This is a genomic window from Citrobacter sp. Cpo103, from assembly GCF_030332605.1.
GTDB classification, from domain to species: Bacteria; Pseudomonadota; Gammaproteobacteria; order Enterobacterales; family Enterobacteriaceae; genus Citrobacter; species Citrobacter portucalensis.
In genome coordinates, this window is the sequence record NZ_JAOWHO010000036.1 from 131,025 (window position 1) to 151,371 (window position 20,347).

Here is a 20,347-nt window from a genome sequence, read left to right on the forward strand (position 1 = left end):
CTCTTTTTTTCCTGTTGTCATCTACACTTAACAAAAATACAGCAAGGAAAATCCCATGCGCATTTTGCCCGTCGTTGCTGCAGTTACGGCTGCATTCCTGGTTGTCGCGTGCAGCTCCCCGACACCGCCGAAAGGCGTTACCGTGGTAAATAACTTTGATGCCAAACGCTATCTGGGAACCTGGTATGAAATTGCGCGCTTCGACCATCGTTTCGAGCGCGGGTTGGATAAAGTGACCGCAACGTACAGCTTGCGCGACGACGGCGGCATCAACGTTATTAATAAGGGCTATAACCCTGACAGGGAGATGTGGCAGAAAACGGAAGGGAAAGCCTATTTCACCGGCGACCCAAGCAGAGCCGCGCTTAAGGTTTCTTTTTTCGGCCCCTTCTATGGCGGGTATAACGTAATTGCACTCGACCGGGAATATCGTCACGCGCTGGTTTGTGGTCCGGATCGCGACTACCTGTGGATCCTTTCACGGACCCCTACTATTTCAGATGAAATGAAACAGCAAATGTTAGCCATCGCGACCCGGGAAGGGTTTGAGGTGAATAAACTGATTTGGGTGAAACAGCCCGGCGCTTAGTGAGTGCTCAGCTTCAGACCAATAATGCCAGCAACGATCAGCCCAAGGCTCAGCAAACGTGCCGGGCTGGCAGACTCACCCAGCAGCAAAATTCCTGTAATGGCCGCCCCAACAGCGCCAATACCGGTCCAGACCGCATAAGCGGTTCCTACAGGCAACGTGCGCATTGCCCAGGAGAGCATGGCGATACTGACGATCATCGCCGCAATAGTGATAATGCTTGGCGTAAGACGCGTAAAACCGTGGGTGTATTTCAGGCCAATCGCCCAGACGACTTCGAGCAAACCTGCAATTAATAAAACGATCCAGGACATATCAGGCTCCAGAACAATGGGGCCGTCCCCGGTGAAAGAAGCGTTTGCAGGTCGTCCTGCAAAGCTGATGTGTGAAATGGCATTTTTGCCCGGAAGAAAATGAATTTCAACCTTTTTAATCACTGCCTGCTAAAAGCAAGAATTAAGCATAATTAGCGGCGTAGTTCCCGCATTTGGCACTCATCGGAGTTCTCTATGATGAAGGGCTTTCTGAAACCAGAAAGTCGATTGCCCCTCTTCTGAATGCGAAACGTTTATGCTTAAAATTTTAGTGATTGACCGGTGCCACTTTACCCGCACAGGGATAGAGGCCTTGCTTAATCATTCTGGCAGGTTCAGCTCCTCATTTCTGGTATCAGGAATCAATAATCTCCTGTTAGCAAAAGAGCATATTTTGCAATGGAAACCGCATCTGGTGATCGCGGATTTATACAGTTTTATTAGCGAGACGCACTCCAGTCCGCCAATTAAACCTTTTTTTATGAGTTGTGGCGTCATCCCACTAATTTTACTGCAATCAGCAGACAGACAGCATGCCCCCATCGTGCCCTCTCAATCCGTAGCCCATTCGGTCTTGACCAAGCACACCACGCTGAACACACTCTCCCACACAATTCAGGAAGCGCTTCAGGTTCGCCCCGCATTAGAAATAGCCAAAAATGCCACGCCTTTGCTTACGCCGCAGGAGGAGAAAGTATTATCAATGTGGATGGATGGTGTGAGTAACAATGCCATTGCCGCCGCGCTCAGCATTCATGGCAAAACGGTCTACACCTATAAGCGGAATATCCGTATGAAACTGCACCTGGGGAACCGCTTCTCGCCTTTCCTTTCACTCCCAGGGAAGGGTGATTAACGGTACGACACGACGTCGTACCGTTCTTCATTATTGCTGAGCTTTTGTCGCTGCACCAGAAATGGCGCTACCGCCTTCAGAGATATCCTGTCCTACGCCTCGTGTGGTATTACACGCGGTTAAAACGGAAGAAAGTACCAACACAGAAAAGATCGCAGCAATTGTCTTCTTAACCATAACGTCTTCCTTTTCTAGCCAATATTGTTTGTGTATAGCTACTTAATAATAGACAAGATCCGGGAGTGTGATGGATAAACAACCGTTTTTAAGACTATATGAAAGGATTAGCTGGCGGCGTGAGAAATTGAATTGCCAAGATGTTTGATGTCTTCACCGAAGCCGCGCGCGGTATTGCATCCCGTCAGGAGGGTGCTGGTGAAAAGGAGTAGCATTACAAGACCGAGAAGACGTTTCATCATTCCTGCCCTGGAAAAAGTATGGCGCAGCAACCTGCGCCATAAGATCAAATAGAAGACTTATTTTACGCGAGAAACGTATTCGCCGGAGCGGGTATCCACTTTGATCACTTCGCCGATCTGTACGAACAGCGGAACTTTAACGACTGCGCCGGTAGACAGGGTAGCCGGTTTGCCGCCAGTACCAGCGGTATCACCTTTCAGACCTGGGTCGGTTTCAACAACTTCCAGCTCAACGAAGTTCGGCGGAGTTACGGAGATCGGCTGACCGTTCCACAGGGTCACGATGCATTCAGCCTGGTCCAGCAGCCATTTGGCGTTATCGCCTACCGCTTTCTCGTCTGCAGCCAACTGTTCGAAAGTGGTGTTATTCATAAAGTGCCAGAACTCACCGTCGCTATACAGGAAGGTCAGGTTCATGTCGGCTACGTCTGCGCCTTCAGCGGAGTCAGTAGACTTGAAGGTTTTCTCTACGCGAGTACCGGTCAGCAGGCGACGCAGCTTAACGCGCGCAAACGCCTGGCCTTTACCTGGTTTAACGAATTCGCTGGCTTCAACCGCATAAGGTTCGCCGTCCAACATGATTTTAAGACCAGCACGAAAATCGTTGCTATAGTACGTTGCCATAAGGCCCTCTGAAAATTGTTAACTGGTAGCTAAGCCACAAAATGGCGCATATTGTAACCCTAAATACCCCATCCAGAGAAGATTGGTTATCGCAACTTGCCGATGTTGTGACCGATCCCGATGAACTTCTGCATCTTTTGAACATAGATGCAGATGAAAAACTGTTGGCCGGACGCGACGCGAGACGGCTTTTCGCCCTGCGCGTGCCGCGTGCGTTTATTGCCCGCATGGAGAAAGGCAACCCGGACGATCCGCTTTTACGTCAGGTGCTGACTGCCCAGGAAGAGTTTGTGGCCGCGCCAGGCTACTCAACCGACCCACTGGAAGAACAGCACAGCGTGGTTCCCGGTCTGCTGCATAAATATCGCAATCGGGCACTGCTGCTGGTTAAAGGCGGTTGCGCGGTAAATTGTCGCTATTGCTTCCGCCGACACTTCCCATACGCCGAAAACCAAGGCAATAAGCGCAACTGGCAGGTCGCCCTCGACTACATTAACGCGCACCCTGAGCTGGATGAAATCATCTTCTCTGGTGGCGATCCGTTAATGGCCAAGGACCACGAACTGGACTGGTTGCTCACGCAACTGGAAGCTATCCCGCACATTAAGCGTCTGCGTATTCACAGCCGTTTGCCAATAGTGATCCCGGCGCGCATTACAGAAGGACTGGTCGAGCGTTTTGCGCACTCCTCCTTGCAGATTCTGCTGGTCAATCACATTAACCATGCCAATGAAATTGATGAGACGTTTCGCCAGGCGATGAGCAGTCTGCGCGCCGCGGGCGTTACGTTACTCAACCAAAGCGTATTGCTGCGTGACGTAAACGATAACGCACAAACCCTAGCTAACCTTAGCAACGCACTGTTTGATGCCAGTGTGATGCCCTATTACCTGCACGTGCTGGATAAAGTGCAGGGTGCCGCACACTTTATGGTCAGCGACGATGAAGCGCGTCGCATTATGCGTGAGCTTCTGACGCTAGTTTCCGGCTATATGGTCCCCAAACTGGCGCGTGAAATTGGTGGAGAGCCAAGTAAAACACCGCTGGATCTGCAGTTACGCCAACAATAGCCATTACTGAGTGTCCGATTCCGGACACTCACCACGATTAATTATTATTTAAATCTCCACAAGTGGAGCCTCGCTTTTAATCTGTGCTATTTTAATTAGCGCAGTTCAATCATTCATTCGTAAACATTATCAATAGTTTCAAATTCAGAATATTAATAAATATATGGTTAAGGAGAACCTTTTATGGCTATAAATATTAAGGGCATTAATACTGGCATTATTCGCCAAAAGAATGAATTTGTTGCCATGGCATTAAAAATAAAAGAACCAAGAAACAAAGAATCTCTTTTTTTTCTCTCTCCACTTGGACTTAGAGACCTGCTTATCGCGCTGGAGAGCCGGCTGTTCGCCATTTCTCAGCTAAACAAAGACGAGCGTATGCAATATGAAAAGACATGCGATAAAGCCAGCAAAAAAATGCACGAGAATATTCCGTCAATTCAGGAAGATGAACTAAAAAATGCGGATATTAACCGTCGCATAAATTCGCTGATGTTAGTGGATGACAAAGGCGAGAATTTAACATTTTCTCTGACGTTACATGACGGACAAACATGCGAATTACTGGTTAATGAATTACAGATTCAGGTGTTGGCGCATGCAATTATTCACGCAATAAATAATGCTGGCATGAGAGAACTCGCGCTACGAATAACATCGCTGCTGGATTTCCTGCCGCTGTACGATGTTGATTGTCAGCAAAACGACAATCTGGAATACGACTCTTATACACAACCCGAATGGAAACATAACCTGTTTAATCATTATCTGGCGATTATTTACCGCTATAAAGATGATAAAGGAAAAGCCCAGTTTTGTGGTTCGGTAGTGAAAACTCGCGCCCTTTCCGGTAGCAAAGAAGCCGAAGCCATTACTCGCCGCCTTCTCGACTTCAGCCCGCGGCTGAAAAAACTTGCCGGTGTACCGTGCCAGGTGTTTGTCAGAACGTTGACGGGTGATAAGGCGCAAAAGCTCAATCAGGATCAGTGCCTGCGCGCACTGCATCATTTACGCGTTCAGTCTGCGCATAAAACTCAGAATGCCTGATGGCGCTGCGCTTATCAGGCCTACGATTGCATGAGCCTGTCCAGGCCACTTTATTACACAAAATCATTCAATCTGCATCGCGGCGGCAAGCGAAGAAATCCCCAGGAGCATAGATAACTATGTGACTGGGGTTTCATAGCGCAGTCAACAAAGAGGCAGCTTGAAGGATGAAGTGTAATCAGTTAGGGCACTTATAAACCTGACCAATCATCTCACTGGCGGTAGGAACAAAGCTGGACAGCATTCCCTGCGATGGGCTGCTGACGCCATAAATCACGTTACCGCCCATTGCCGCAGCCTGGTTACGCAGATCGTTTGCTGCGCCACGCATTGAGCCGCCCTCTTCGCCGTGCTGGCCTGAAAGCCAGTTGCTTTGCTTACCGGTTGCGGTGCCTATCAATTGGCACTCTGCACCAGGCTTGTCTTCAACAAAACGTACGCTTTGCCCGGCAGAACTCAGTTCGTTGCTGGAGCTACAACCCGCCATCAGTAGCGCGGCACCAACGATCCCTGCTAAATATTTCACGTGCATGTCATTCCCCATAATCAATTAGTTGGACGTTTTGTCCGTAGCTGAATCATATACTAAAAAGATGACCAAAAGAAAAACCCCCGGACATTTCTGCCCGAGGGTTTCTCAATTCTGGGAGATGAGCACCCAAATCATTCTGGTTGCAGGAAGGCGGCCAGTTTGTTAATCCCCAGGAGCTTACTCAAGTAAGTGACTGGGGTTAGCAAACGCAGCCAACGCATCTGCGGCCTGAAGGATGCAGGGTGTGGGCAATTACATCATGCCGCCCATACCACCCATGCCACCCATACCGGCAGCACCTAAGTCAGGCGCATCGCCTTTCGGCAGGTCGGTAACCATGCACTCGGTGGTGATCATCAGACCCGCAACAGAAGCCGCGTACTGCAGAGCAGAACGAGTTACTTTGGTTGGATCCAGGATACCCATGTCGATCATGTTGCCGTATTCTTCAGTTGCAGCGTTGTAACCGTAGTTACCGTCACCAGCTTTCACGGTGTTAGCCACTACAGACGGCTCTTCGCCGCAGTTCAGTACGATTTGACGCAGTGGGGATTCCATTGCGCGCAGCGCAACTTTGATACCTACATTCTGGTCTTCGTTCTGACCTTTCAGGCCGGCAATTTTAGACGCTACGCGAATCAGCGCAACACCACCACCAGCAACCACGCCTTCTTCTACCGCAGCACGGGTAGCGTGCAGGGCATCTTCAACGCGGGCTTTCTTCTCTTTCATTTCAACTTCAGTCGCAGCACCAACTTTGATAACCGCAACGCCGCCTGCCAGTTTCGCTACGCGCTCCTGCAGTTTTTCACGGTCATAGTCGGAAGTTGCTTCTTCGATCTGCTGACGAATCTGAGTCACGCGACCCTGGATTGCAGCTTCGTCGCCCACGCCATCAATGATGGTGGTGGTATCTTTGTTGATAACAACGCGTTTCGCCTGACCCAGATCTTCCAGAGTTGCTTTTTCCAGCTCCATACCGATCTCTTCAGAGATAACGGTACCACCGGTCAGGGTAGCGATATCCTGCAGCATTGCTTTACGACGATCGCCGAAGCCAGGTGCTTTAACCGCAGCGACTTTCACGATACCGCGCATGGTGTTAACAACCAGAGTTGCCAGCGCTTCGCCTTCAACATCTTCAGCGATGATCAGCAGCGGTTTGCCTGCTTTCGCTACAGCTTCCAGAACCGGCAGCATTTCGCGGATGTTGGAGATTTTCTTGTCAGCCAGCAGGATGAACGGGCTTTCCAGCTCTACTGCGCCAGTTTCCGGCTTGTTGATGAAGTAAGGAGACAGGTAGCCACGGTCGAACTGCATACCTTCAACCACGTCCAGTTCGTCCTGCAGACCAGTACCGTCTTCAACGGTGATCACGCCTTCTTTACCGACTTTGTCCATCGCTTCAGCGATCAGTTTACCTACGGTTTCGTCGGAGTTAGCGGAGATGGTACCAACCTGAGCAATAGCTTTAGAGTCGGAGCACGGTACGGACAGTGCTTTCAGTTCTTCAACTGCAGCAGCGACAGCTTTGTCGATACCACGTTTCAGATCCATCGGGTTCATGCCCGCAGCAACGGCTTTCAGACCTTCAGTGATGATGGACTGAGCCAGTACGGTTGCGGTGGTGGTACCGTCACCTGCAGCGTCGTTCGCTTTAGAGGCAACTTCTTTCACCATCTGCGCACCCATGTTTTCGAACTTGTCTTCCAGTTCGATTTCACGTGCTACGGAAACACCATCTTTAGTGATGGTCGGTGCACCGAAAGATTTATCCAGAACTACGTTACGGCCTTTTGGACCGAGGGTAACTTTCACTGCATCTGCCAGTACGTTTACGCCGCGCAGCATTTTCACACGAGCGTCGTTACCGAATTTTACGTCTTTAGCTGCCATTTTCTCTTTCCCTTAAATTCGTATGTTCAGTGTCGTTCGCGGATTAGGCTTCAACAATCGCCAGGATGTCGCTTTCAGACATGATCAACACTTCTTCATTGTCGATCTTCTCAGATTTAACACCGTAGCCATCGTTGAAAATAACGATATCGCCGACTTTCACGTCCAGCGGCTGTACGGTACCGTTGTCCAGGATGCGACCCTTACCGACAGCGATGATTTCGCCACGAGTTGATTTACCTGCTGCAGAACCAGTCAGTACGATGCCGCCAGCAGATTTGGATTCAACTTCTTTACGTTTGACGATCACACGATCATGTAACGGACGAATACTCATTGATAGCTCTCCTTTGAGAAAGTCTTTATCAGTTATGGGTGACGCCGGCCCGTAAACGGTTTCCCGGCTAGTGACCAGAGAGATGGGGATGGGGTTTTGTGCCTTCAAGGGGGCAAGCGAAAAAAATTTTTTATCAGCAGAAAATCCCGTCAAAACGCCGACGCACCTCACATTTCATAACGATTTCAGTCACGTCGTCATAAGCAAATCTGATTGTGATACCATCAAAAATCTGCGCTGTAGCCCGGTCAATGGGCATAACCGGATAACAACTTATGAGCGGACTGAAACAAGAGCTGGGACTGGCTCAGGGCGTTGGCCTGTTGTCGACATCATTGTTGGGTACAGGCGTTTTTGCCGTCCCCGCGCTGGCCGCACTGGTTGCGGGCAACAACAGCCTGTGGGCATGGCCGACGCTGATTGTTTTGGTCTTTCCCGTAGCGATTGTCTTCGCCGTACTGGGTCGTCATTTTCCCAGCGCAGGCGGTGTGGCGCATTTTGTCGGCATGGCCTTTGGTTCGCGCCTGGAGCGCGTCACCGGATGGTTATTTTTGTCGGTCATTCCTGTCGGCTTGCCTGCGGCATTGCATATCGCCGCCGGATTCGGTCAGGCGATGTTTGGCTGGCATGACGAGCAGCTTTTGCTGGCTGAGCTCGGTACGCTGGCATTGGTTTGGTACATCGGCTCCCGCGGCGCAAGCTCCAGCGCGAATCTACAAACGGTCATTGCCGGGCTGATTGTTGCCCTGATTGTTGCTATCTGGTGGGCGGGCGATCTGACACCTGGCGAAATCCCCTTCCCTGCGATTACCGATATTGAGCTTCCCGGCCTGTTCGCCGCGTTGTCGGTCATGTTCTGGTGCTTTGTCGGCCTTGAAGCGTTTGCTCACCTGGCGTCTGAATTCAAAAATCCGGAGCGAGACTTCCCACGCGCACTGATGATCGGCCTGCTGTTGGCGGGGTCTGTTTATTGGGCATGCACCGTTGTCGTTCTCCATTTTGGTGCCTACGGCGAGCAAATGGCGGCCGCAGCGTCGCTGCCAGAGATCGTCGTGCAACTGTTTGGCGTACAAGCTCTGTGGGTCGCCTGCATCATTGGTTATCTGGCCTGTTTTGCCAGCCTCAACATTTATATACAAAGCTTCGCCCGGCTGGTCTGGTCGCAAGCGCAGTATAAGCCGGAGAGTTATCTGGCTCGTCTGTCCCCCCGCCACCTTCCGCGCAATGCGCTTAACGCCGTATTGGGCTGCTGCGTAGTCAGTACTCTGTGCATCTATATGCTGCAAATCAATCTCGATGCGTTAATCGTCTACGCCAACGGCATCTTTATTATGATTTATTTGTTGTGCATGTTGGCGGGGTGTCGATTACTGAAAGGGCATTATCGCGCACTGGCGGTCATTGGTGGTCTGCTGTGTCTACTGCTACTGGCGATGGTCGGCTGGAAGAGTCTGTACGCGTTGATTATGCTGGCAGGACTGTGGCTGTTTTTACCCCGCAGGCCAGATAAGGCAACGTTGACGCCATCATCCGGCCTATAAACACTTTTGCCGGATGGCGCTAACGCTTATCCGGCCTACATACTGATGCTTAATCCCGGCGATCGTCTTTATGTTCGATGCTGTCGCGCTTGTCATCCTTGCGCTGAAATTCACCATCAAAAGTCTCACCGCCGCCCGTTCCGGCGCTAAAACCACCGCCAGGCATACGCGAAAAACGCAAATGTGGAAGCAGTTTCATCGTCAGATGTTTTTGCACCGGGGGTAATAAAAGAAGAAGACCGAGGAAATCGGTGAAAAATCCGGGCAGCACCAACAGCAGACCGGCAATAATCAGCGATACGCTTTTGATCATTTCTGCAGCCGGACTTTCACCTGCCGCCATTTTCTGTTGCATCAGTAAAAAGTTCTTAAATCCCTGATTACGAACCAGAGACATACCGATAACCGATGTAAAAATAACCAAAATCAGCGTCATCAGGACGCCCATCACATGGGCAACCTGAATGAAAATAGATATCTCTATGTAAACATAGATAAAAATGGCAAGTAATGGTATCCAGCGCAAAGGGATCTCCTGTTAATAACAGCCGTTTTGTTCAACTTCTGTTCGAAAAATTATGTTAATCGCATCGATTTGATATTGTGGTGGTTAGCAAAATTTCAAGTGGCTTGTACACTAATATTTAGGGTTAATCACAAAGGGGTGATCCATTTCACAGAATAATAAATAAGGGGTAAATTCCACGCTTTAAGTGATCCAGATTACGGTAGAAATCCTGAACCAGCATATGATCTCGGGTATCAGACCGATGCAGGGGATAATCGTCGGTCGAGAAACAATCGAAATCACATATATCCTGTGTGTTTAGTCAAATCATTGGCAGCTTGAAAAAGAAGGTTCACATGTTAAACAACATTCGTATCGAAGAAGACTTGTTGGGTACCAGGGAAGTTCCAGCGGACGCCTACTACGGTGTCCACACTCTGAGAGCGATTGAAAACTTCTACATTAGCAACAACAAAATCAGCGATATTCCTGAATTTGTTCGCGGTATGGTAATGGTTAAAAAGGCAGCGGCTATGGCCAACAAAGAGCTGCAAACCATTCCTAAGAGTGTGGCAAATGCCATCATCGCGGCGTGTGATGAAGTCCTGAATAACGGAAAATGCATGGATCAGTTCCCGGTAGACGTTTACCAGGGTGGTGCGGGTACCTCCGTCAACATGAACACCAACGAAGTTCTGGCCAATATCGGTCTGGAACTGATGGGTCACCAGAAAGGTGAATATCAGTACCTGAACCCGAACGACCACGTTAACAAATGTCAGTCTACCAACGACGCATACCCAACTGGCTTCCGTATCGCTGTATACGCATCCATCATCAAACTGGTTGATGCACTGAACCAGCTGCGCGAAGGCTTCGAGAAAAAAGCTGTTGAATTCCAGGACATCCTGAAAATGGGTCGTACCCAGCTGCAGGATGCTGTACCGATGACCCTCGGTCAGGAATTCCATGCTTTTAGCGTACTGTTGAAAGAAGAAGTGAAAAACATTAGCCGTACCGCTGAGCTGCTGCTGGAAGTTAACCTCGGCGCGACAGCAATCGGTACTGGTCTGAACACGCCGAAAGAGTACTCTCCGCTGGCAGTACAGAAACTGGCTGAAGTCACCGGCTTCGCCTGTGTTCCGGCAGAAGACCTGATTGAAGCAACTTCTGACTGTGGCGCATACGTTATGGTGCACGGCGCACTGAAACGTCTGGCTGTGAAGATGTCCAAAATCTGTAACGACCTGCGTTTGCTCTCCTCTGGTCCGCGTGCAGGTCTGAACGAGATCAACCTGCCGGAACTGCAGGCTGGTTCTTCTATCATGCCAGCTAAAGTGAACCCGGTTGTTCCGGAAGTCGTAAACCAGGTGTGCTTCAAAGTCATTGGTAACGACATCACTGTAACCATGGCATCTGAAGCTGGTCAGCTGCAGCTGAACGTAATGGAGCCGGTCATTGGTCAGGCAATGTTTGAATCCATTCACATTCTGAGCAACGCTTGCTACAACCTGCTGGAAAAATGCGTTAGTGGTATCACTGCTAACAAAGAAGTCTGTGAAGCGTTTGTATTCAACTCCATCGGCATCGTTACTTACCTCAACCCGTTCATTGGTCACCACAACGGCGACATCGTCGGTAAAATTTGTGCCGAAACCGGTAAGAGCGTACGTGAAGTTGTCCTGGAGCGCGGTCTGTTGACCGAGTCTGAACTGGACGATATCTTCTCTGCACAGAACCTGATGCACCCTGCTTATAAAGCAAAACGTTATACTGATGAAAGCGAACAGTAATCGTGTAGGGTAGTACCGGAGAAGGCACGTCATGATGACGTGCCTTTTTTCTTACTCGAAGTTACTTAAAAACAACAATTTAATATCAACTTGTTAAACAACAAGGAAGGCTAATATGATAGTTTTAGAACTTATCATCGTTTTGCTGGCAATCTTTTTAGGTGCCAGACTTGGGGGTATCGGTATTGGATTTGCAGGTGGGCTGGGTGTTCTGGTTCTCGCCGCTATCGGCGTAAAACCCGGTAATATCCCGTTCGATGTTATTTCCATCATCATGGCGGTTATCGCTGCCATTTCAGCTATGCAGATTGCAGGTGGTCTGGACTATCTGGTTCATCAAACTGAAAAACTGCTGCGTAAAAACCCGAAATACATCACGATCCTTGCACCTATCGTGACCTATTTCCTGACCATCTTCGCAGGTACCGGCAACATCTCTCTGGCAACGCTGCCAGTTATCGCCGAAGTTGCGAAAGAACAAGGGATAAAACCTTGCCGCCCGCTCTCTACTGCAGTGGTTTCTGCACAGATTGCGATTACGGCGTCTCCAATCTCCGCAGCCGTGGTTTACATGTCCTCTGTAATGGAAGGTCATGGCATCAGCTACATTCACCTGCTGTCCGTGGTCATTCCGTCCACCCTGCTGGCTGTTCTGGTCATGTCCTTCCTGGTAACTGCACTGTTCAACTCCAAACTGTCTGACGACCCGATTTATCGTAAGCGTCTGGAAGAAGGCCTGGTTGAACTGCGTGGTGAAAGACAAGTTGAAATCAAAGCTGGCGCAAAAACTTCTGTTTGGTTGTTCCTGCTGGGCGTGGTTTGTGTCGTCGTATATGCGATCGTCAACAGCCCAAGCCTCGGTCTGGTCGCTAAACCGCTGATGAACACCACCAACGCAATCCTGATCATCATGCTGAGCATCGCGACGCTGACCACGATCATCTGCCGCGTTGAAACTGACTCCATCCTGAACTCCAGTACTTTCAAAGCCGGTATGAGCGCCTGTATTTGTATCCTGGGTGTTGCATGGCTGGGTGATACCTTCGTATCTCACAACATTGACTGGATCAAAGATACTGCAGGTAGCGTAATTCAGGGTCATCCGTGGCTGCTGGCTGTCATCTTCTTCTTTGCTTCTGCACTGCTGTACTCTCAGGCTGCAACCGCTAAAGCACTGATGCCGATGGCTCTGGCTCTGAACGTTTCCCCACTGACTGCTGTTGCGTCTTTCGCCGCGGTTTCTGGCCTGTTCATTCTGCCAACCTACCCAACTCTGGTTGCGGCAGTTCAGATGGATGACACCGGTACAACTCGCATCGGTAAATTCGTCTTTAACCATCCGTTCTTCATCCCGGGTACTCTGGGTGTGGTTCTGGCTGTCTGCTTCGGCTTCTTGCTGGGCAGCTTCATGCTGTAAGTTTTTCCTGCAGGGTGCCTGGGCGCCCTGCAGTTCCTCCTCCCCACCCCGCTTTAACTAACATCCTTCCCTCGTCCGTTGTATAGTGACCATTCTTTTGCTGGTTACTCTGTTCTTTCGAGGTGTTTATGCTTGATGTAAAGAGTCAGGATATTTCCATCCCCGATACCGTTGTGGTGCTCTGTACCGCTCCGGATGAAGCAACCGCCCAGGATCTCGCCGCCAAAGTGCTGGCGGAGAAGCTGGCTGCCTGTGTGACCCTGCTACCCGGTGCGACCTCCCTCTACTATTGGGAAGGCAAACTGGAACAGGAATATGAAGTCCAGATGATTTTAAAAACCACCGTCACACACCAGCAAGCCCTTCTCGATTGCCTGAAGTCACATCATCCGTATCAAACGCCTGAACTTCTGGTTTTACCCGTCACTCACGGAGACTTTGATTACCGCTCATGGCTCAACGCATCCTTACGCTGATCCTGCTGCTGTGCAGCACATCTACCTTTGCCGGATTATTTGACGCGCCTGGCCGCTCGCAGTTTGTTCCTGCCGATCGGGCGTTTGTTTTTGATTTTCAGCAAAACCAACACGATCTGAACCTCACATGGCAGGTTAAAGATGGCTACTATCTGTATCGCAAACAGATAAGCATTGCGCCATCTCAGGCCGATATTGCTGAGGTAAAACTACCGCCAGGCGTCTGGCATGAAGATGAGTTTTACGGCAAAAGTGAGATTTACCGTAAACAGCTGACTGTCCCGATCACGGTCAATCAGGCTAAGTCTGGCGCAACATTAACGATCACATACCAGGGCTGCGCCGACGCCGGATTTTGCTATCCGCCAGAAACAAAAACGGTGCCATTAAGTGAAGTGTCTGCCGGTTCTGCGGCGGCCCCTGCGCCAGCCCCAGCCACTGCAGATCCGCAAGAGAAACCGCAGCCCACGGCCCAACTCCCCTTCTCCGCGCTGTGGGCATTGCTGATCGGAATTGGTATCGCATTTACGCCTTGCGTACTGCCGATGTATCCGCTGATTTCCGGTATCGTACTGGGTGGCAAGCAACGCTTATCAACCGGACGGGCACTGCTGCTGACTTTTATCTACGTTCAAGGGATGGCGCTCACCTATACCGCGCTGGGTTTGGTTGTTGCAGCCGCCGGTTTGCAGTTCCAGGCCGCGCTTCAGCATCCCTACGTCCTGATTGGCCTTGCCGTCATCTTTACGCTGCTGGCTCTGTCGATGTTTGGCCTGTTCACGCTGCAATTGCCTTCATCACTGCAAACGCGTCTCACGCTAATGAGTAACCGCCAGCAAGGCGGAGCTCCCGGCAGCGTCTTTGCGATGGGGGCGATTGCTGGCCTCATCTGTTCTCCTTGCACAACGGCCCCGCTAAGCGCGATTTTGCTGTATATCGCTCAGAGCGGGAACATGTGGCTGGGAGGCGGCACACTGTATCTGTATGCGTTGGGGATGGGATTACCCCTGATGCTGATTACCGTATTTGGCAACCGCCTGCTGCCTAAAAGTGGCCCATGGATGGAACATGTCAAAACCGCTTTTGGCTTTGTCATTCTGGCGCTTCCCGTCTTCTTACTCGAACGTATCGTTGGCGACGAGTGGGGCGTTCGCTTATGGTCACTGCTAGCCGTCGCGTTCTTTGGCTGGGCGTTCATCACCAGCCTACAGGCAAAGCACGCCTGGATGCGTATCGTGCAGATTGTCCTGTTAGCCGCAGCACTGGTAAGTGTGCGTCCATTGCAAGACTGGGCGTTCGGCGCACCACATGCTCAAACCCAGGCACATCTTAACTTCACGCCGGTGGCATCGGTAGATGCGTTAAATCAAGCACTGGCGCAAGCTAAAGGCAGGCCAGTCATGCTGGATCTGTATGCCGACTGGTGTGTAGCCTGTAAGGAATTTGAAAAGTACACGTTCAGTAATCCGCAGGTTCAGCAAGCGCTAGGCAACACGGTGCTATTGCAGGCGGATGTGACAGCAAACAATGCACAGGATGTCGCTCTCCTGAAACATCTACAGGTTTTAGGTTTGCCGACTATCTTGTTCTTTGATGCCGAGGGGAAAGAGCACCCGGAAGCTCGGGTTACGGGCTTTATGGATGCCGCGACCTTCAGCGCACATTTGCGCGATCGCCAACCGTGAGCGACACTTGCAACAGGAAATACGGAGGAGAATACCGTGCAACGTGAAGATGTCCTGGGAGAAGCCCTGAAATTACTTGAGGTGCAAGGGATAGCCAATACCACGCTGGAAATGGTGGCCGAACGCATCGATTATCCTCTGGATGAACTGCAGCGCTTTTGGCCCGATAAAGAGGCCATTCTGTACGATGCGCTACGCTACCTCAGCCAGCGGGTGGATATCTGGCGGCGTCAGCTTTTGCTGGATGACACGCTGAGCGCTGAGCAGAAATTACTGGCGCGCTACACTGCGCTGTCCGAATGCGTGAGCAATAATCGCTATCCCGGCTGTCTGTTCATCGCCGCCTGTACGTTTTACCCCGATCCCGGGCATCCGATCCATCAGTTAGCCGATCAGCAAAAAAAGGCGGCACATGACTTCACCCATGAGCTGCTGACTACGCTGGAAGTTGACGACCCGGCAATGGTCGCCAAACAGATGGAACTGGTGCTGGAAGGCTGCCTGAGCCGCATGCTGGTTAATCGTAGCCATGCTGATGTCGAAACGGCACACCGCCTGGCTGAAGATATCCTGCGCTTTGCCCAGTGCCGAATGGGCGGTGCGCTGACCTAAGCGAGCATTACCTGTTTTCGTCGCCTCTGCCGGATAGATTTGTGCAAACTTCAGGCATAACCATGCAGATTGCCGCAATATTAAGCGGTTGAACAATGTTTCCAGAAATTTGATTGACTGACAGACGTGAATACGGTTTAATGCGCCCCGTTGCCCGGATAGCTCAGTCGGTAGAGCAGGGGATTGAAAATCCCCGTGTCCTTGGTTCGATTCCGAGTCCGGGCACCACTATTTAGAAGAACCCGCCTATGGCGGGTTTTTTGCTTTCTGGGCTCCGCGAGATTTCTTATCTTTCTGACCACAGCAACTCCTACCCCACCTCATCACGACACTTAAACCTTCACTGGAACCACCATAGTACGGCAAAAAATATAGCGGTATCAGACACACCTCTTTTTCTGGCGTGCTTAACCGTAGGCCAGATTTGAGTAATTTATCTGAACAACCTTGGGCACAATACTGTTGCGGGAGCGCCAGGTCGCGCCGCATTTCATTGATAAGCTCGCTGAAGGTCGCACCACCCTCTTCCAGATGGCGTTGCAGGGTACGCACATTCATCCCCAGGGGCTGGAGTTGGTGCGCCGCCTCGACATCTGAAGCAAACGCCAGGGAGTAAATACCAACCTTCATCTACAATTGCCATCATACCGAGCAAATAATGAGTCAACGAGGAACCTGGATGGTGAAAACAAGAGTCATACAGTCAGCGCAGGGAGCCCATACCTATCCGCTGCTGATCAAGAGCTTGCTGCTGTCGGGTGGGCGTTCTCATCCCGAGCGAGAAATCGTCTACGCCGACAAGTTGCGTTACGACTATCGCACCCTCAAACAGCGTATCCATCGCCTGGCAAACATGCTGACAGCGGCCGGTGTCATGCCTGGAGACACCGTCGCCCTCTTAGATTGGGACAGCCATCGCGCCCTCGAGTGTTTCTTTGCGGTGCCTATGATTGGTGCCGTGCTACACACGGTGAACGTCCGCTTCTCGGCGGACCAAATCGCTTACACCATGAATCATGCCGAGGACAACCTGGTACTGGTGCACGACGACTTCTTGCCGGTTGTCGAGTCACTGGCAGAGACGCTAACCACTGTCCGGGGATACATCCAGCTTAGCGACGAAGAATCGAAGGCAACCAGCCTGCCGGTGCTGGGGGAATATGAGACCCTTCAGGCCGCAGCAGGAGATCGCTTTGACTTCCCCGACTTCGATGAAAACTCGGTAGCGACCTTGTTTTACACCACTGGAACCACGGGCAATCCCAAGGGGGTCTACTTCAGCCATCGTCAGCTGGTCCTGCACACGCTCAATGAACTGGGCCTCCTGGCAGCCCACGAGGGACAGTCGCTGCTACGATCGAACGATGTCTACATGCCGATCACTCCTATGTTTCACGTGCACGCCTGGGGCGCTCCCTATGTCGCAACAATGCTGGGTGTGAAGCAGGTATACCCCGGTCGTTACGAACCCAACAAGCTGGTGCGGTTCTATCGCGATGAGGGTGTAACCTTCTCGCACTGTGTGCCAACCATTTTGCAGATGATCCTTGAGTGCGACGAAGCCACACAGACCGACCTGTCGGGATGGAAGATGTTGCTGGGTGGCAGTTCACTGTCCCTTGGACTGGCAACACAGGCCCACCATAAGGGCATACGCATTCACGCCGGCTATGGCATGTCTGAGACCTGTCCTCTGCTCTGTATGACCCACTTAAGCGATGCCGAGCTGGCCCTTCCCATGGATGAGCAGCTACCCCTGCGGATTCGGACCGGCCTGCCTGTTCCGTTGGTGGATCTGCGTATCGTCGATGGCGAAGGTCGGGAGGTAGTGCACGACGGCGAAGCCCTGGGTGAAATAGTGGTGCGAGCCCCTTGGTTGACTCAGGGCTATCTGAAGGAACCCGAGAAAGGGGCTGAGCTATGGAATGGCAGTTGGCTGCATACCGGTGACATTGCCTCTATCGATCCCCATGGGATAGTGGAAATCAAGGATCGCATCAAAGACGTAATCAAGACGGGCGGTGAGTGGATAAGCACGCTGGAGCTGGAGAGCCTCATCAGCTCACACGCGGCGGTCAGGTCGGTAGCCGTCGTCGGGATACCTGATGAACAGTGGGGCGAACGCCCCCTGGCTCTGGTGGTTTGCAAGGAAGGGGAGGACCTGGAGCCGCAGCCATAGCGGCACATCTACAAGGATTTGTCGACCGCGGCCACATAACCAAATGGGCGATCCCACGACAGATAAGGATAGTCCCGGAAATTCCCAAAACCAGCGTCGGCAAGATCAACAAGCGCTTGATCCGCGAGCTCGAAGCCAGCAATGGGAAGGAAAGCATTTAAGCGATTTGTCGCATTCATAGCGTAAGGTTAACAACAGTCACGCTGTCTATATTTCAGGTAGCATGTCGGTATCAATGCTCTGCCGGGGATCTCACCGTCCCCGCGCGGATGCTGATCGCCCTTTAGCAAATGGGTGCCTGGGCATGTTCATCGCCACAGGCACCTCGGGCCCGGCGTTATGTTGATTCGGCAAAATCAGTTTACGGGCTGATTTCCTTGCTTTGTGGGTTCCGGTCAATGTCAGGTCCTGCTGGACGAGAAATCCGTCCCCAGCCCTTCCATCCAGCCTGATCACTTACCTAAATCTGCATTATTCAACAACGCCAGATTCATCCTCACTCATGCTTTCTTTACTTTGAATGAACCGGAGCGCCAAATAAAGGTCTGGTGCCAGAATCATGTCGTCGTCTTTCATTGTCGGTCGACTCTCCTTAAACCAGCGTGTTAACTCCGTTTTCCGGCCCGCAAGAATTAACTTAATCTGCCGCCCCTTCAGATCCCGTTTTAACTCATTAATGGTTGCCAGAACGCTGATATCTGAATAGGTAAAGCAAGAAACGGCGTCAATGACCACCCATTTAGGTTGTAGTACTGCACCATCGACTAAATTCAAAACGCGGCGCTTAAAATAAGCCACATTAAAATAGGTCAGCGGTGAGTTAAATCGGTACATCAACACGCCAGGGATCATTTTCACATCAGTTGAATTACCTAATGAGTGAATCATCCCATTTTCGTCAATTCCCAATAAGTGTTCAGTAGGACGAAAAACTGTGCGCAGGAACTGCAACAGACCCAGCAATACCGCAAGGCCAATCCCCTGAATAACACCAATAATCAGAACACAGCCAAAGGTGAAGAATGCCAGGCGAAATGCGGGTTTATTTCTTCGCCTCAGGTTCCAGAGTCCGCGTAAATCAATTAATGACCACGATGCATAAATTAGAACAATGCCTAATGCAGATACCGGAATAAATTGTAATGGCTGCGTGAAAAATACAACGACGATTCCGATGATTAAGGCAGCAACAACGGAAACAAGCTGGCTTTTCCCTCCAGAGGAATCATTTACCGCAGTCCGGGAATCGGCTCCGCTAATCGCAAACCCCTGAGATAAGCCAGACATTAGATTCGCGACCCCCAAAGCCCTGAACTCAGCATCAGCATTTATTTCGTATCCGTTTTTCGCTGCAAAACTGCGAGCGGTGAGCATCAGGCTAACAAAACTGACTAACGCCAGGTTCAGCGCAGGGATCAATAAATCACGCGCCAGACCAGGCTGAAACGATCCCCAGTGAACGACGGGCAAACCAGACTGAAAGCCCGATCCCCCAATAGTGGCAATCCCATACTGCTGCGCAGATGTAATCCATACCAGCGCCGTTGTTATCACAATAGCAATCAACGGTGCTGGCCATTGGCTACGAAACGTCTTGATAGCTATTAAAATCGCTAACGTTAGGATGGCGATCCCTAAGGTTAATAAATGAATTTCTGAGAGTCGACCAGGCAGGGCAATGATCTTCTCAATCACTTGCTCTTCATCAAGCGTAATCCCCAATACCTTACCGAGTTGCCCGACAATAATCGTCACGGCAACGCCGTTAAGCAGACCCGTTAGAATGGGATGAGAAAGCAGGTCAGCAAGCGCCCCCAGGCGAAATTTACTGGCAAGCAGGCACCATCCTCCCATCATCACAGTCATGACGATTGTTAACTGCCAGTGAAGTTCTGGGTTTCCGGCAGAAAGAGGAACCACAACGGCCGCAATCACCGCGCAGGTCGTGGCATCAGGACCAACAATCAATTGGCGGGAAGAACCAAACAGCGCATAAGCTAGCATTGGCAACACGCAGGAATATAACCCGACGATAGCCCCGACTCCCGCTAACTCAGCGTAAGCAATCGCAACCGGTAGTGCTACGGCAGCAACGGATAACCCGGCTTTAACATCATGTTTTAGCCAGCTTTTATCGTACGCTAATAAATTTTTTAGCCCCGGCATGTAGTTTAATACCATTTTTCCGAACACTTTATTCTCCGGATAGACCCTTACTAATAGATAAAGGTACACGTAACTGTCGCAGGCGATCCTGATATTTTCGGGAGGTAATACAGAAAATTCAGATTGGGGGTTTACCGCATATGCCGCAGGAAGGCTTGTGTTATGGAGGTTCAGGATATTGCTTTGCACCCGATGGTGCTGCGATGTGCCTGATGCGCTGCGCTTATCAGGCCTACAAAATACATTCAGCCCAGCCCCTGCAGGCCGGATAAGGCGGCACGCCGCA

At 50.9% G+C, this 20,347-nt stretch carries 22 protein-coding genes and 1 tRNA gene; 14 read left to right on the forward strand and 9 right to left on the reverse strand.

The features are described 5' to 3' along the window. Window positions 1-55: 55 nt before the first annotated feature. Window positions 56-589, forward strand: coding sequence for a lipocalin family protein (locus OGX89_RS23625; protein ID WP_001221666.1), 534 nt, complete (start codon window positions 56-58; stop codon window positions 587-589). Here OGX89_RS23625 and sugE read toward each other — a convergent pair. Further along, the gene (gene sugE / locus OGX89_RS23630) at window positions 586-903 is read right to left on the reverse strand and encodes a quaternary ammonium compound efflux SMR transporter SugE (protein WP_000118520.1); all 318 of its coding nucleotides are present in this window, start codon (window positions 901-903) and stop codon (window positions 586-588) included. The two genes, OGX89_RS23625 and sugE, sit on opposite strands and share 4 nt — an antisense overlap. Before the next feature lie 256 nt (window positions 904-1,159). Here sugE and OGX89_RS23635 point away from each other — a divergent pair, with 256 nt between their 5' ends. Next, window positions 1,160-1,759, forward strand: a complete 600-nt coding sequence (locus OGX89_RS23635; RefSeq protein ID WP_003830562.1) for a LuxR C-terminal-related transcriptional regulator — start codon at window positions 1,160-1,162, stop codon at window positions 1,757-1,759. A gap of 30 nt (window positions 1,760-1,789) precedes the next feature. Here the strand turns inward: OGX89_RS23635 and ecnB are convergent, their stop codons facing one another. The 3 genes from ecnB to efp all read right to left on the reverse strand — a co-directional run bounded on the left by ecnB (window position 1,790) and on the right by efp (window position 2,802). After that, a complete protein-coding gene (gene ecnB / locus OGX89_RS23640) occupies window positions 1,790-1,936 on the reverse strand; it encodes a lipoprotein toxin entericidin B (RefSeq protein WP_003025482.1) in 147 nt (48 codons plus the stop codon). A gap of 107 nt (window positions 1,937-2,043) precedes the next feature. Further along, window positions 2,044-2,178 carry a lipoprotein antitoxin entericidin A gene (gene ecnA, locus OGX89_RS23645; protein WP_003830568.1) on the reverse strand — a complete coding sequence of 45 codons (135 nt, stop codon included), beginning with the start codon at window positions 2,176-2,178 and terminating at the stop codon, window positions 2,044-2,046. Window positions 2,179-2,235: 57 nt separating this feature from the next. Next, entirely contained in the window at window positions 2,236-2,802 is a 567-nt protein-coding gene (gene efp, locus OGX89_RS23650) for an elongation factor P (RefSeq protein WP_003025478.1), read from the reverse strand. Between the two features lie 41 nt (window positions 2,803-2,843). Here efp and epmB point away from each other — a divergent pair, with 41 nt between their 5' ends. Both epmB and yjeJ read left to right on the forward strand, forming a co-directional pair. Continuing rightward, on the forward strand, window positions 2,844-3,872 hold the full coding sequence (gene epmB / locus OGX89_RS23655; RefSeq protein ID WP_063941665.1) for an EF-P beta-lysylation protein EpmB: 1,029 nt from the start codon (window positions 2,844-2,846) through the stop codon (window positions 3,870-3,872). Between the two features lie 183 nt (window positions 3,873-4,055). Next, window positions 4,056-4,919, forward strand: coding sequence for a YjeJ family protein (yjeJ, locus tag OGX89_RS23660; protein ID WP_126957050.1), 864 nt, complete (start codon window positions 4,056-4,058; stop codon window positions 4,917-4,919). A gap of 178 nt (window positions 4,920-5,097) precedes the next feature. Here yjeJ and OGX89_RS23665 read toward each other — a convergent pair whose 3' ends face one another. From OGX89_RS23665 to OGX89_RS23675, 3 genes are all read right to left on the reverse strand, one after another. Beyond that, complete coding sequence (locus tag OGX89_RS23665) at window positions 5,098-5,451, reverse strand: DUF4156 domain-containing protein (RefSeq protein ID WP_003025468.1); 354 nt, start codon at window positions 5,449-5,451, stop codon at window positions 5,098-5,100. A gap of 252 nt (window positions 5,452-5,703) precedes the next feature. After that, a complete protein-coding gene (gene groL, locus OGX89_RS23670; RefSeq protein WP_003830576.1) occupies window positions 5,704-7,347 on the reverse strand; it encodes a chaperonin GroEL in 1,644 nt (547 codons plus the stop codon). Window positions 7,348-7,390: 43 nt separating this feature from the next. Beyond that, window positions 7,391-7,684, reverse strand: a complete 294-nt coding sequence (locus OGX89_RS23675) for a co-chaperone GroES (RefSeq protein WP_000027827.1) — start codon at window positions 7,682-7,684, stop codon at window positions 7,391-7,393. 275 nt (window positions 7,685-7,959) lie between these two features. Between OGX89_RS23675 and yjeH the strand changes: the two genes are divergently transcribed. After that, a complete protein-coding gene (gene yjeH / locus OGX89_RS23680) occupies window positions 7,960-9,225 on the forward strand; it encodes an L-methionine/branched-chain amino acid transporter (RefSeq protein WP_126957048.1) in 1,266 nt (421 codons plus the stop codon). Between the two features lie 49 nt (window positions 9,226-9,274). Here the strand turns inward: yjeH and OGX89_RS23685 are convergent, their stop codons facing one another. Beyond that, entirely contained in the window at window positions 9,275-9,751 is a 477-nt protein-coding gene (locus OGX89_RS23685) for an FxsA family protein (protein ID WP_126957046.1), read from the reverse strand. 338 nt (window positions 9,752-10,089) lie between these two features. Here OGX89_RS23685 and aspA point away from each other — a divergent pair, with 338 nt between their 5' ends. From aspA to OGX89_RS23730, 9 genes are all read left to right on the forward strand, one after another. Further along, entirely contained in the window at window positions 10,090-11,526 is a 1,437-nt protein-coding gene (gene aspA, locus OGX89_RS23690) for an aspartate ammonia-lyase (protein ID WP_003830668.1), read from the forward strand. Window positions 11,527-11,641: 115 nt separating this feature from the next. Further along, window positions 11,642-12,943, forward strand: coding sequence for an anaerobic C4-dicarboxylate transporter DcuA (gene dcuA / locus OGX89_RS23695; protein WP_003830670.1), 1,302 nt, complete (start codon window positions 11,642-11,644; stop codon window positions 12,941-12,943). 128 nt (window positions 12,944-13,071) lie between these two features. After that, on the forward strand, window positions 13,072-13,419 hold the full coding sequence (gene cutA, locus OGX89_RS23700) for a divalent cation tolerance protein CutA (protein WP_003025447.1): 348 nt from the start codon (window positions 13,072-13,074) through the stop codon (window positions 13,417-13,419). Beyond that, window positions 13,395-15,104 carry a protein-disulfide reductase DsbD gene (locus OGX89_RS23705; RefSeq protein WP_126957044.1) on the forward strand — a complete coding sequence of 570 codons (1,710 nt, stop codon included), beginning with the start codon at window positions 13,395-13,397 and terminating at the stop codon, window positions 15,102-15,104. Before cutA ends, OGX89_RS23705 begins: the two co-directional genes overlap by 25 nt. Window positions 15,105-15,140: 36 nt before the next feature. Further along, window positions 15,141-15,716: a transcriptional regulator gene (locus OGX89_RS23710; protein WP_008785982.1), complete on the forward strand. Its 576-nt coding sequence runs from the start codon at window positions 15,141-15,143 to the stop codon at window positions 15,714-15,716. A gap of 152 nt (window positions 15,717-15,868) precedes the next feature. After that, window positions 15,869-15,944, forward strand: a tRNA-Phe gene (locus OGX89_RS23715). A 219-nt stretch (window positions 15,945-16,163) separates the two neighbouring features. Then, window positions 16,164-16,313, forward strand: a complete 150-nt coding sequence (locus tag OGX89_RS23720; RefSeq protein WP_185879289.1) for a hypothetical protein — start codon at window positions 16,164-16,166, stop codon at window positions 16,311-16,313. 82 nt (window positions 16,314-16,395) lie between these two features. Beyond that, the gene (locus OGX89_RS23725; protein WP_260601088.1) at window positions 16,396-17,895 is read left to right on the forward strand and encodes a fatty acid--CoA ligase; all 1,500 of its coding nucleotides are present in this window, start codon (window positions 16,396-16,398) and stop codon (window positions 17,893-17,895) included. Then, window positions 17,829-18,056, forward strand: a complete 228-nt coding sequence (locus OGX89_RS23730; RefSeq protein ID WP_260601087.1) for an AMP-binding enzyme — start codon at window positions 17,829-17,831, stop codon at window positions 18,054-18,056. The genes OGX89_RS23725 and OGX89_RS23730 overlap by 67 nt, the downstream gene beginning before the upstream one ends. Before the next feature lie 310 nt (window positions 18,057-18,366). On the opposite strand, the gene OGX89_RS23735 is transcribed toward OGX89_RS23730, so the two are convergent. After that, entirely contained in the window at window positions 18,367-20,088 is a 1,722-nt protein-coding gene (locus OGX89_RS23735; RefSeq protein WP_003830679.1) for a SulP family inorganic anion transporter, read from the reverse strand. Window positions 20,089-20,347: the final 259 nt, after the last annotated feature.

What these genes read in the sequence shown, in the direction of transcription:
- OGX89_RS23625 (WP_001221666.1), top strand. Translation starts at nt 56, where the DNA reads ATGCGCATTTTGCCCGTCGTTGCTGCAGTTACGGCTGCATTCCTGGTT.
- sugE (WP_000118520.1), bottom strand. Translation starts at nt 903, where the DNA reads ATGTCCTGGATCGTTTTATTAATTGCAGGTTTGCTCGAAGTCGTCTGG.
- OGX89_RS23635 (WP_003830562.1), top strand. Translation starts at nt 1,160, where the DNA reads ATGCTTAAAATTTTAGTGATTGACCGGTGCCACTTTACCCGCACAGGG.
- ecnB (WP_003025482.1), bottom strand. Translation starts at nt 1,936, where the DNA reads ATGGTTAAGAAGACAATTGCTGCGATCTTTTCTGTGTTGGTACTTTCT.
- ecnA (WP_003830568.1), bottom strand. Translation starts at nt 2,178, where the DNA reads ATGATGAAACGTCTTCTCGGTCTTGTAATGCTACTCCTTTTCACCAGC.
- efp (WP_003025478.1), bottom strand. Translation starts at nt 2,802, where the DNA reads ATGGCAACGTACTATAGCAACGATTTTCGTGCTGGTCTTAAAATCATG.
- epmB (WP_063941665.1), top strand. Translation starts at nt 2,844, where the DNA reads ATGGCGCATATTGTAACCCTAAATACCCCATCCAGAGAAGATTGGTTA.
- yjeJ (WP_126957050.1), top strand. Translation starts at nt 4,056, where the DNA reads ATGGCTATAAATATTAAGGGCATTAATACTGGCATTATTCGCCAAAAG.
- OGX89_RS23665 (WP_003025468.1), bottom strand. Translation starts at nt 5,451, where the DNA reads ATGCACGTGAAATATTTAGCAGGGATCGTTGGTGCCGCGCTACTGATG.
- groL (WP_003830576.1), bottom strand. Translation starts at nt 7,347, where the DNA reads ATGGCAGCTAAAGACGTAAAATTCGGTAACGACGCTCGTGTGAAAATG.
- OGX89_RS23675 (WP_000027827.1), bottom strand. Translation starts at nt 7,684, where the DNA reads ATGAGTATTCGTCCGTTACATGATCGTGTGATCGTCAAACGTAAAGAA.
- yjeH (WP_126957048.1), top strand. Translation starts at nt 7,960, where the DNA reads ATGAGCGGACTGAAACAAGAGCTGGGACTGGCTCAGGGCGTTGGCCTG.
- aspA (WP_003830668.1), top strand. Translation starts at nt 10,090, where the DNA reads ATGTTAAACAACATTCGTATCGAAGAAGACTTGTTGGGTACCAGGGAA.
- dcuA (WP_003830670.1), top strand. Translation starts at nt 11,642, where the DNA reads ATGATAGTTTTAGAACTTATCATCGTTTTGCTGGCAATCTTTTTAGGT.
- cutA (WP_003025447.1), top strand. Translation starts at nt 13,072, where the DNA reads ATGCTTGATGTAAAGAGTCAGGATATTTCCATCCCCGATACCGTTGTG.
- OGX89_RS23705 (WP_126957044.1), top strand. Translation starts at nt 13,395, where the DNA reads ATGGCTCAACGCATCCTTACGCTGATCCTGCTGCTGTGCAGCACATCT.
- OGX89_RS23725 (WP_260601088.1), top strand. Translation starts at nt 16,396, where the DNA reads ATGGTGAAAACAAGAGTCATACAGTCAGCGCAGGGAGCCCATACCTAT.